General features: G+C 71.2%; 10 protein-coding genes. 8 read left to right on the top strand and 2 right to left on the bottom strand.

Going from position 1 to position 10,453, the window contains the following annotated elements:
• Nucleotides 1-1,026: class I tRNA ligase family protein (locus QZ753_RS01190; protein WP_294640456.1), on the top strand; the 1,026-nt coding region annotated here is incomplete at its 5' end.
• 180 nt (nt 1,027-1,206) lie between these two features.
• Nucleotides 1,207-1,878 (top strand): hypothetical protein, encoded by a 672-nt coding sequence (locus tag QZ753_RS01185; RefSeq protein WP_294640454.1) that lies wholly within the window; start codon nt 1,207-1,209, stop codon nt 1,876-1,878.
• A gap of 7 nt (nt 1,879-1,885) precedes the next feature.
• Here QZ753_RS01185 and QZ753_RS01180 read toward each other — a convergent pair whose 3' ends face one another.
• Nucleotides 1,886-2,335, bottom strand: a complete 450-nt coding sequence (locus tag QZ753_RS01180; RefSeq protein ID WP_294640452.1) for a nucleoside deaminase — start codon at nt 2,333-2,335, stop codon at nt 1,886-1,888.
• Between the two features lie 68 nt (nt 2,336-2,403).
• Between QZ753_RS01180 and QZ753_RS01175 the strand changes: the two genes are divergently transcribed.
• The 5 genes from QZ753_RS01175 (at nt 2,404) to QZ753_RS01155 (ending at nt 9,158) form a co-directional block, all read left to right on the top strand.
• On the top strand, nt 2,404-4,632 hold the full coding sequence (locus QZ753_RS01175) for a pseudouridine synthase (RefSeq protein ID WP_294640450.1): 2,229 nt from the start codon (nt 2,404-2,406) through the stop codon (nt 4,630-4,632).
• Nucleotides 4,633-4,644: 12 nt separating this feature from the next.
• On the top strand, nt 4,645-5,202 hold the full coding sequence (rsmD, locus tag QZ753_RS01170; RefSeq protein WP_294640460.1) for a 16S rRNA (guanine(966)-N(2))-methyltransferase RsmD: 558 nt from the start codon (nt 4,645-4,647) through the stop codon (nt 5,200-5,202).
• Nucleotides 5,203-5,377: 175 nt separating this feature from the next.
• Entirely contained in the window at nt 5,378-6,874 is a 1,497-nt protein-coding gene (locus QZ753_RS01165; RefSeq protein ID WP_294640458.1) for a pitrilysin family protein, read from the top strand.
• Nucleotides 6,875-6,900: 26 nt separating this feature from the next.
• Nucleotides 6,901-8,232, top strand: a complete 1,332-nt coding sequence (locus QZ753_RS01160; protein ID WP_294640448.1) for a pitrilysin family protein — start codon at nt 6,901-6,903, stop codon at nt 8,230-8,232.
• 8 nt (nt 8,233-8,240) lie between these two features.
• A complete protein-coding gene (locus QZ753_RS01155; protein ID WP_294640446.1) occupies nt 8,241-9,158 on the top strand; it encodes a patatin-like phospholipase family protein in 918 nt (305 codons plus the stop codon).
• Here QZ753_RS01155 and QZ753_RS01150 read toward each other — a convergent pair.
• Nucleotides 9,124-10,167, bottom strand: a complete 1,044-nt coding sequence (locus QZ753_RS01150) for a DNA topoisomerase IB (RefSeq protein ID WP_294640444.1) — start codon at nt 10,165-10,167, stop codon at nt 9,124-9,126. The genes QZ753_RS01155 and QZ753_RS01150 overlap by 35 nt on opposite strands.
• A 170-nt stretch (nt 10,168-10,337) precedes the next feature.
• Here QZ753_RS01150 and QZ753_RS21015 point away from each other — a divergent pair.
• On the top strand, nt 10,338-10,453 hold a 116-nt coding region (locus QZ753_RS21015; protein WP_367171478.1), incomplete at its 3' end, for an HVA1 family protein.

Below are 10,453 nucleotides of genomic sequence, written 5' to 3'. Positions count from 1 at the left end.
GTGCTGACGCACGGCTTCGTGATGGACGAGGACGGGCGCAAGATGTCGAAGTCGCTCGGCAATGTCGTGACGCCGCAGGAGGTCATCTCGCAGTCCGGTGCCGACATCCTGCGCCTCTGGGTGGTCTCGTCGGACTATTCGGAGGACCTGCGCCTCGGCAAGACGATCCTCCAGACCAATGTCGACGCCTATCGCAAGCTGCGCAACACGGTCCGCTGGATGCTTGGCACGCTGGCGCACGACCGGGGCGACGACGTGGCCCTCGCCGAGATGCCCGAGCTCGAGCGCCTGATGCTCCACCGCCTCGCCGAGATCGAGGCCGTGGTGCTCAAAAGCTACGACGCCTTCGACTTCAAGCGCATCGCCCGTACGCTCCTCGACTTCATGGTGGTGGAACTCTCGGCCTTCTACTTCGACATCCGCAAGGACGCGCTCTATTGCGACGCGCCCTCCTCGGTGCGTCGCCGCGCGGCGCTCCAGGTCGTGCGCATCCTCTTCGACCGCCTCGTCACCTGGCTGGCCCCGCTCCTGCCGTTCACGATGGAGGAGGCGTGGCTGAGCCGCTATCCGGAGGCGCGCTCGGTGCATCTGGAACAGTTCCGCGCCTCTGATCCCGCCTGGGTCGATGAGGAGTTGAATGAGCGCTGGCGGCAGATCCGGCGCGTGCGCCGCGTCGTCACCGGCGCTCTCGAGGACGAGCGCCGCGCCAAGCGCATCGGCTCCTCGCTGGAGGCGGCCCCCGTGGTGCATGTCGCGGACGAGGGCCTGCGCGCGCTCCTCGGCCAGGTCGACCTCGCCGAGATTGCGATCACCAGCGACATCGCCCTGTCGGCCGAGCTCGCGCCGGAGGGGGCCTTCACGCTGCCCGACACGCCGGGCATCGCGGTGGTGCCGGCGAGGGCGGAGGGGCAGAAGTGCGCGCGGTCCTGGAAGGTCTCGCCGCTCGTCGGCACCGACCCCGAGTATCCCGATGTCACGCCGCGCGACGCCGACGCGCTGCGCGAACTGAAGGCGGCGGCCGCCTGAAGCGCGGCCGTTGCCTCGCGGTACCGGAATCTTTGCCGTTTCTGGACTCGCAACGCGCTCTCGCCTAGAAGCTCTTCGTAAAATCGCCGGATTGTCCTGAGCAAAGGCGCGGGGGGAGGGGTCCCCGCGCGACCTCGATGGGGCCCGAGCGGTCACGAGACACAAGGGGAAACGCCCGGCATGACACACACCACCGTTCGCGTCGGCTCGCGCATGCTGGTTCTCGGCGCCGCCGCGCTGGCGCTCAGCGGCTGCATGGGCCCGACCTACGGCACGGGCACCAGCCAGGGCCAGCAGCTGTTCAACGACCTCGACGGCATGCTGACGCTCGGTTCCTCGAACCGGACGCGCGTCGACTACTCGCCCCGCCCCGAACTCGTGAAGTCGCAGAAGCGCGACGTGCTGCCGCCGCCGCGCGTGGCATCCGCCGCCAGCACCGACGCGAACTGGCCGGAGTCGCCCGAGCAGCGCCGCGCCCGTCTGCGCGCCGCCGCCCCCGACGGCAGCGACGGTGCCCTTCCGGTCGCCTTCATGACCGCCGACAAGGAGGGCATGACGCGCGAGGAGGCGACCGTCTCCTCGACCGTCGGCAAGCGGGCCGAGATGGAAGGCAGCTGGATCTCGTCCAAGCAGATGGCCGGCCAGCGCGTCGCCGCCAACGAGCGCGCCCGCGTCGGCCGCCAGGGCGATCCGACCCAGCGCCGCTACCTGTCGGAGCCGCCGCTGACATACCGCCAGCCCGCCGCGACGGCGCCCGCCGGCGATCCCGGCGTCGACGAGGAGGCCAAGGAGCGCAACGCCAACGGCACCAAGACGCTCGGCTCGAAGCTGAAGAGCCTCTGGCCCTTCTGACGCGGCGCTAGTCGCGCCGGGCGCGGAAGAAGTCGCGCAGGAGCGCGGCGGACGCCGTCTCGCCGATGCCGGAATAGACCTCCGGCGCGTGGTGGCAGGTCGGCTGGGCGTAGAAGCGGGGACCGTGTTCCACCGCGCCGCCCTTCGCGTCGCCCGCGCCGAAGTAGAGCCGACGGATGCGCGCGAACGAGATCGCCGCCGCGCACATGGCGCAGGGCTCCAGCGTGACATAGAGGTCGGCGCCGACCAGCCGCTCGGAGCCGATCGCCTCGCAGGCCCGTCGGATCGCCAGGATCTCGGCGTGGGCCGTCGGGTCGAAGAGGGCGCGGGTCTCGTTGCCGCCCCGGCCGATGACATGCCCGTCCAGCACCACCACGGCCCCCACCGGCGTCTCGCCGCGGGCCTCGGCGGACCGGGCCTCGACAAGCGCCTCATCCATGGAATTCCAGCGCGACATGCAAGGTCTCTCGTTTGATCGACGGGAGTTTGCTATGCGTGCCCCAGAACACAAGGCATAGCGAAAAGATGAGCGACGAGAACCAGGGCGGCCGATCGGGCCGCGGCGGCGCAGGCCGCGGCGCAGGCGGGTCCAAGGGCGGGTCCGGAGGCGGCTCGGGTCCGCGCGGCGGCAAGCCCGGCGGCTTCAAGGGCAAGCCCGGCGGCGCGGGCGGCGATCGGCCGGCCCGTCACTTCCGGCCGCGATCCGAGGGCGGCGAGGGCGAGGCGCGCGGCGAGCGCTCCGGCCCGAAGCGGTTCGGCGCCAAGCCGTTCCGTCCGCGCCAAGGCGAGGGCGGCGGGGGCGAGCGTCCGGCCCGCGCCTTCAAGCCGCGCGGCGAGCGCACCGAGGGCGGCGATCGTCCGTTCCGCGACCGCAGCGAGGGTGGCGATCGTCCGGCGCGTAGCTTCAAGCCGCGCACCGAAGGGGGCGACCGTCCGCCACATGGCGACCGCCCGTTCCGCCCGCGCGACGAAAGTGGGGCCGAGCGCCCCGCCCGGTCCTTCAAGCCGCGCGGCGACCGCAGCGAAGGCGGCGAGCGTCCGTTCCGCGACCGCAGCGAGGGCGGTGACCGCCCGGCCCGCAGCTTCAAGCCGCGCACCGAAGGGGGCGATCGTCCGCCGCGTGGCGATCGTCCGTTCCGTCCGCGCGAGGAGCGCTCCGAGGGAGGCGAGCGCGCGCCCCGCCGCGACGGCGACAAGCCCTTCACGCCCCGCTCGCGCGGCATGTTCTCCCATGCCGGCGCCAAGCGCGAGGGCGAGGGCGGCGAGCGTCCGCGCTCCTACGGTCGCCTCAGCCACGACGGCGCCGAGACCGAGCGCCGTGCGCGCCCGATGGGCGAGCGGCCGCGCAGCGGGGCGACGGACGGCGAGGACGGCGCACCCGGCACCATGCGCATCGCCAAGCGGCTGGCGCGTGCCGGCATCGCCTCGCGCCGCGACGCGGAAGGCATGATCGCCGACGGGCGCGTGACCTTGAACGGCAAGCGTCTCGACAGCCCGGCGCAGGACGTCACGAATTCGGACCGCATCGAGATCGACGGCAAGCCCCTGCCGCCGATCGAGCGCACGCGCCTGTGGCTCTTCCACAAGCCGGCCGGCAGCGTCACCACCAACCGCGATCCGGAAGGGCGCCCGACCGTGTTCGACCGCCTGCCGGCGGACATGCCGCGCGTCCTCACCGTCGGGCGGCTCGACATCAACACGGAAGGGCTCCTCCTTCTCACCAACGACGGCGGCCTCGCCCGCATCCTGGAGCTTCCCTCCACCGGCTGGCTGCGGCGCTACCGGGTGCGCGCGCATGGCGAGATCAGCCAAGAGAAGCTCGACGAGCTGCGCCAGGGCATCGCGGTCGACGGCGTCTTCTACGGCGCGATCGAGGCGACGCTCGACCGCACGCAAGGCTCCAACGTCTGGATGACGATCGGCCTGCGCGAGGGTAAGAACCGCGAGGTCAAGCGCGTGCTGGGCCATCTCGGCCTCGACGTGAACCGCCTGATCCGCCTGTCCTTCGGCCCGTTCCAGCTCGGCGAGCTGGAAGAGGGCGCGGTGCAGGAGATCAAGGGGCGCATGCTGAAGGACCAGCTCGGGCCGACCCTGATCGAGGAGGCCGGCGCCGACTTCGACGCGCCGATCGTCAACCCGTTCTCCAACAAGCCGGTGGCCGCCGAGCGCCGCCGGACGGACGAGGGCGAGGAGACGCCGAAGCGCGCGGCCGGGGCGAAGAGCGAGTGGGTGAGCAACTCGGAAGAGGCGCCGCGCATGAACCGCAAGAAGTTCGGCAACGCCAAGCGCGAGGAGGCCCTCGGCCGCCTCGACACGCAGGCCCCGCGCCCTCGCCGCGACGACGACGGGAAGCGGTCGTTCGAGAAGCGCGAGACCAAGCCGTTTGGCGAGCGCAAGCCGCGCGCCTTCGGTGACAAGCCGGCCGGCGGGCGGGACCGCGACGGCGCCGACGCGGGCGATCGGCCGGCACGCCGTCCGCCCTCGGCGCCCAAGCGCACCGCCAACGTCTGGATGGCGCCGGGCGCCCGCGCCGTCGGCGAGAAGACCAAGGCCGCCCGCGAGGAGCGCGCCGCCCGGCGCGCGGCCGAGGACGAGAGCCGCGGCAGCCGTCCGCCTCGGAGTGAGGGACGCTCCGGCGAAGGCCGCGGCGGCGATCGCCCGCGCACGGGCGGCGACAAGCCGTTCCGGCCGAAGGGCGACGGCCCGCGTTCGGGTCCGCGCTCCGGACCCCGGTCCGGTCCGCGCAAGGACTGACGGCACGTGGCTATGCGCATCGTGGCGGGCGCCCTGAAGGGGCGTTCGCTCGCCACCCCCTCGACCGATGCGATCCGGCCCACCTCGGAGCGCCATCGCGGGGCGCTGTTCGACATCCTCGCCCACGGGCTCGGGGTGCGCTTCGAGGATGGGCGCGTCCTCGACCTCTTCGCCGGCACCGGAGCGCTCGGGCTCGAGGCCATGTCGCGCGGCTGCCGATACGGCGTCTTCGTCGAGGAAAGCGCGGAAGGGCGCGGGCTGATCCGCACCAATATCGAAGCCTTCGGCCTCGGCGGCCGCACCAAGATCCTGCGGCGCGATGCCACGCGGCTCGGCGACGCCGGCACGATCGAGCCGTTCGACCTCGTGCTCGCCGACCCGCCCTATGGCCGGCGTCTCGGCGAGGCGGCGCTGGCGGGCGCTCTCTCCGGCGGCTGGCTGGCCGCAAAGGCCGTGATCGTGCTGGAGGAGGCGCTCGACGCGCCGTTCGAGCCTATCGCCGGCCTCGACCTTCTCGACGAGCGGGCGATGGGCGAGACGCGCCTGCGCTTTCTGCGGCCCGCGGGCTGACGCCGAAACCAGGGCACGCCCTTACAAAATCGTTATTGGTGCCTTTCCTCGCGCTCCTCCATATCCTCGGACGAACCGGACTTCCCGAGCCCTCCGGACATCCCGAGCCCCGGACTTCCCAAGCCCAAGGACACCCGCCTCGATGAGCTTCCCGATCCGACGTGCCGGCGTATCCATGATCGCGCTTCTGGTCGCGCTGTCGACCCCGGTCTTCGCGCAAGGCACGCAGACGGCGCCGACGGCACCCGCCCCGACCACGGCTGCGAGCCCGGCAGGCGAGGCGGCCGCCGCCAAGGCCGAGGCGATGCGCCCGGCGATCGAGAGCTTCACGCTCGCCAACGGGCTGCAGGTCGTGGTGCTGCCCGACCACCGCGCCCCGATCGCCACCCAGATGATCTGGTACAAGGTCGGCTCCGCCGACGAGCCGAAGGGCGTGTCGGGCATCGCCCACTTCCTCGAACACCTGATGTTCAAGGGCACGAAGACCCACAAACAGGGCGAGTTCTCGGCTGCGGTCGCCGCGATCGGCGGCGAGGAGAACGCCTTCACCTCCTACGACTACACCGCCTACTACCAGCAGGTGCCGGTCGAGTCCCTGAAGGAGATGATGGGCTTCGAGGCCGACCGCATGGAGAACCTCGTCCTCACCGACGAGGTGGTGCTGCCCGAGCGCGACGTGATCCTCGAAGAGCGTCGCATGCGCATCGACAACGAGCCGGGCGCACAGCTCTCGGAGGCCGCCGACGCGGCCCTCTTCCAGAACCATCCCTACGGCACGCCGGTGATCGGCTGGCGGAACGAGATGGAGAAGCTCTCGAGGCAAGACGCCATCGCCTTCTACGACCGCTTCTATACGCCCAACAACGCGACCCTCCTGATCGCCGGCGACGTGACGCTCGATCAGGTGAAGGCCTATGCCGAGGAGACCTTCGGCAAGGTGCCGCGCCGCGCCGATCCCGGCGTGCGCCAGCGCCCACAGGAGCCCGAGCCGCTGGCCGCGCGCAGCGTCACCTTGCGCGACGCGCGCGTCACCCAGCCGAGCGTCCAGACGACCTACCTCGTACCCTCCGACAACAACGCCAAGCCCGGCGAGTCGGAGGCCCTCGACCTCCTCGCCGACATTCTCGGCGGCGGCACGACGAGCCGTCTCTACCGCGCGCTGGTGGTCGACCAGGGGATCGCGGCCGGCACCGGCGCCTACTACCAGGGCACGGCGCTCGACGACGGCCAGTTCATGACCTACGGCACGCCGCGAGGGCAGGCGACGCTCGATCAGGTCGAGAAGTCGGTGAACGCGGAAGTCGAGAAGATCGCCCGCGACGGCGTGACCGCGGCCGAGCTCGAGGCCGCCAAGAACCGCGTGCGCAAGGCGCTGATCTACCAGCGCGACAACCAGACCTCGATGGCCCGGCGCTACGGCGCGGCGCTCTCCACCGGCGGCACGATCGAGAAGGTCGAAAGCTGGCCCGACCGCATCGAGGCGGTGACGGTCGATCAGGTGAACGCGGCGGCCAAGGCCTATCTCCAGCCCAAGCGCTCGGTCACCGGCTATCTCCTGCCGGCGGATGCCGAGACCAGCGCCGAGGCGAAGGCCCCCGCCGGATCGCCCGAGGCGGCCGGTGCGGTGGCACCCACCGACGGCGCGCCGGTCCCCGGCGACACCCGCTCCTGACCCTTCGCGACGACGGATCCCCAGCCATGAACGCGCTTTTCAAGCCTTTCCGCCGCGCCACCGCCGTGTTCGGCCTCGTCGCCGGCCTGTCCTGCAGCCTCGTCTCGCTGGCCCACGCCGTCGAGATCAAGGAGGTGACGAGCCCCGGCGGCATCCACGCCCTCCTCGTCGAGGACTACACCAACCCCCTGATCGCCATGCGTTTCGCCTTCAAGGGCGCGGGCTCGACGCAGGACGCGCCCGGCAAGGAGGGCACGGCGAACCTCCTCTCCGGCCTTCTTGACGAGGGCGCCGGCGACATCGACAGCGCGGCGTTCCAGGGCAAGCTCGACGAGCTCGGCGTCTCGCTCTCGTTCGATTCCAGCTACGACAATTTCTCCGGCAACTTCCGCACCATCGTCGAGAACGAGGACGCCGCCTTCGATCTCCTGCGCCTTGCGGTCAACGAGCCGCGCTTCGACAAGGAGCCGGTCGAGCGCATCCGCGGCCAGCTTCTCGCCGGCATCGTGGCCAACGAGCAGGACCCCGGCACGCTGGCGGCCAAGGCCTTCCGCTCGACCGTCTTCCCCGGCCACCCCTACGCGCGCCCCTCGGAGGGCACGGTGGACACGCTGAAGACCGTGACGGCCGACGACCTCCGCGCCTTCCGCCAGAAGACCTTCGGCCGCGACAATCTCGTCGTCGGCGTCGTCGGAGCGATCGACGAGGCGACGCTGAAGAAGCGCCTCGACGAAATCTTCCTGCCGCTGCGCGAGAAGGCCGACCTCGTTCCGGTGGCCGACATCCAGCCGGTGACCGGCAAGCAGGAGAACGTCGCGCTCAACCTGCCGCAGACGCAGATCCAGTTCGCGCTGCCGGGCGTCAAGCGCGACGCGCCGGAGTTCTTCGCCGCCTATCTCGCCAACCACATCCTCGGCGGCGGCACGTTCGACTCGCGTCTCTACAAGGAGATTCGCGAGAAGCGCGGCCTTGCCTACGGCGCGGGCTCGTATCTCACCAACTACGACCATGCCGCGATGCTGGCGGGCTCCACCGCCACCCGCGCCGATAAGGCGCAGGAGAGCATCGCGATCATCCGCGCCGAGCTGAAGCGCCTCGCCGACGAGGGCCCGAGCCAGGAGGAGCTCGACCGCGCCAAGGCCTTCGTGAAGGGCTCCTACGCGGTGCAGAACCTCTCGTCGTCGCTCTCGATCGCCTCGACGCTGGTCGGCATCCAGCTCGACGATCTCGGCACCGACTACATCGAGCGGCGCCAGGGCCTGATCGACGCGGTGACGCTGGACCAGGTGAAGGCCGAGGCCAAGCGGCTCCTGTCGGTCGATCCGACGATCATCACGGTCGGCCCGGCCGACGCCTGAGCGGCGGCGTGACCCCTCCCGGCACCCGGCGGCCGTTCCTCGTGGACGGCCGATCCGCGTCCGAGACCCGGACCGGGCTGGCGCTCGGCGGGGGTGGGGCGCGAGGGCTCGCCCATCTCCATGTGCTCGCCGCCTTCGAGGACCTTGGCCTGCGGCCGAGCCGTATCGCCGGCGCCTCGATCGGTGCGATCGTCGGGGCGGCGGCGGCGAGCGGCTTCTCGGCCGCCGCGATCGAGGACCACGTCCTCGCGGTGCTCGCCACGCGCCGGCACGTCTTCGGCACGCTCTGGCGCACCCGGCCGCCGACGCTCGCCGAATTCCGGGCCGAGGGGGGCCTTCGTCTCGGTCAGCTCAATGCCGAACGGGTCGTCGGCGCCTTCCTGCCGCTCGGCCTGCCCATCGGCTTCGACGGGCTCGCCATCCCGCTGACCGTGATGGCGACGGACTTCTACGGTGGGCTCGAATGCGCCATCGAGACGGGCGATCTCGTCACCGCGCTCGCCGCCTCGGCGGCGCTCCCGGCGCTGTTCCGGCCGGTGCGGCGCGACGGCTTGGTGCTGGTCGACGGCGGCATCACCAATCCCCTGCCGTTCGACGTCTTCGGCGGGTCGGTGACCCATGTCGTCGCCTGCGACGTCACCGGCGGGCCGGAGCGCGGGGTGCTGCCGCTGCCGACGCCGGTCGAGGCGATGTTCGGGGCCTCGCAGCTGATGATGTCGGCGGTGATCCGGGCGAAGCTCGCCTGCACCGCGCCCGACATCCTCGTACAGCCGCCGGTCTCGCCGTACCGCGTGCTCGATTTCCTGCGCGCGCGCACGATCCTTCACGAGACGCGCGGCGTGCGCGAGGAGGTGAAGCGCCGGCTTGGCGACCTCCTCGACGGCCGCAGCGCTACTGCGTCGCCGTCTCTTCCAGAAAGCGCATGAGGCCGGTCTCGACCCGCGTCAGGCCCTCGCGGACCCGGCCCTTCATCAGGTCGGCCGGCAGCCGCTCCTCCTCGAAAGCCGCGACGATCTCGGGGTGAACGTAGGAGGCGCGCGCCACGGTCGGCGTGTTGCGCAGGAGTTCCGACACCGACTTCATGGCCTTCGCCACCGCGCGCTTGCGCTTGGGCGCCGTGTCGGCCTTTTCCGGCGGCACCTCCTCGAGAAAGAAGCGCAGCGCCTCGGCCGAGCCGTGGAATGTGCGGAAGTCCTTGGCCGAAACCTTGCTGCCCGACGAATCCCGCAGGTAGTCGTTGAGGAGCGTGGCCGTCAGGTCCCTGGCCGCCGTCGCGCCCTTCTCGCGGAAGCGGAACAGGCGCTTGGCGCCGCGCTCGCGGCGCATCCGGTCGAGCGAGCGCACGAGCGCCGGTTCGGCGATCTCGATGACATGCGCCTTGTTGGACTTGCCGACGAAGCGCAGCACCGCGCGCTTCTTGGCGATCTTTAGGTTCTCGCGGCGCAGCGAGGCGACGCCGCGCCCGCCGTCCTTGGCGTATTTCTCGTGGCCGGGGCGCATGGCGGCCACATCGATGAGGCGCGCGGCCACTGCCGCCGTGCCGCGCCGGTCGGTGCCCTGGCGCTTGAGGTCGCGGGCGATGCGCTTGCGCAGCTTCGGCAGCGCCCGGCCGAAGCGCAGGAGCCGCTCGGTCTTGACCGCGTTGCGCACGTTCACCCAGTCGTCGTGGTAGCGGTATTGCAGGCGCCCCTTCTCGTCGCGCCCGGTCGCCTGGATATGGCCGTTCTCCTCGACGCAGATCTTCACGTCGCGCCAGGCCGGCGGCAGCACCAGCTTCTTGATCCTCGCCTTGAGCGTCTTGTCGGTGATCGTCTCGCCGTTGGTGAAGCAGATGCGCTGCCCGCGCCCGTGCGGGTGGATCTCGACGCCGAAGTCGGCCGGGTCGACGATGGTGAGGCCGAACCGTTCGGCGTGAAAGTCGAGGCGCTTGTTCATGGGGGCGGGGTTCACGTGGCGGATCAGCCGTCGGGAACGCGGCCCGTCGAAGCGCGGTTCCGGCCTCGGTGGGTGCGACTGAATGTCGGTGGACGAACGATCGTGGCAGGGAACGCGGCGGGCGGCTCGCGACTTGCTCACCCATCGAAACGGATCAGCGAGAGCTTGCGATGAGCACGGTTTCCAAGGGTGACACGGTCGAGTGGTCCTACGGCAAGGGCAAGGCCGAGGGGAAGGTCGAGGCGCGCTTCACCAAGAAGGTGACGAAGACGATCAAGGGCAAGGA

The sequence above is a fragment of the uncultured Aureimonas sp. genome (genome assembly GCF_913775355.1).
GTDB lineage: Bacteria > Pseudomonadota > Alphaproteobacteria > Rhizobiales > Rhizobiaceae > Aureimonas.
This window is presented reverse-complemented; position numbering and strand designations above follow the sequence as displayed.

Excerpts from the sequence above, each read along its gene's own strand:
- QZ753_RS01185 (WP_294640454.1), top strand. The coding sequence starts at position 1,207 with ATGACACACACCACCGTTCGCGTCGGCTCGCGCATGCTGGTTCTCGGC.
- rsmD (WP_294640460.1), top strand. The coding sequence starts at position 4,645 with ATGCGCATCGTGGCGGGCGCCCTGAAGGGGCGTTCGCTCGCCACCCCC.
- QZ753_RS01150 (WP_294640444.1), bottom strand. The coding sequence starts at position 10,167 with ATGAACAAGCGCCTCGACTTTCACGCCGAACGGTTCGGCCTCACCATC.
- QZ753_RS01165 (WP_294640458.1), top strand. The coding sequence starts at position 5,378 with ATGATCGCGCTTCTGGTCGCGCTGTCGACCCCGGTCTTCGCGCAAGGC.
- QZ753_RS01180 (WP_294640452.1), bottom strand. The coding sequence starts at position 2,335 with ATGTCGCGCTGGAATTCCATGGATGAGGCGCTTGTCGAGGCCCGGTCC.
- QZ753_RS01160 (WP_294640448.1), top strand. The coding sequence starts at position 6,901 with ATGAACGCGCTTTTCAAGCCTTTCCGCCGCGCCACCGCCGTGTTCGGC.
- QZ753_RS01175 (WP_294640450.1), top strand. The coding sequence starts at position 2,404 with ATGAGCGACGAGAACCAGGGCGGCCGATCGGGCCGCGGCGGCGCAGGC.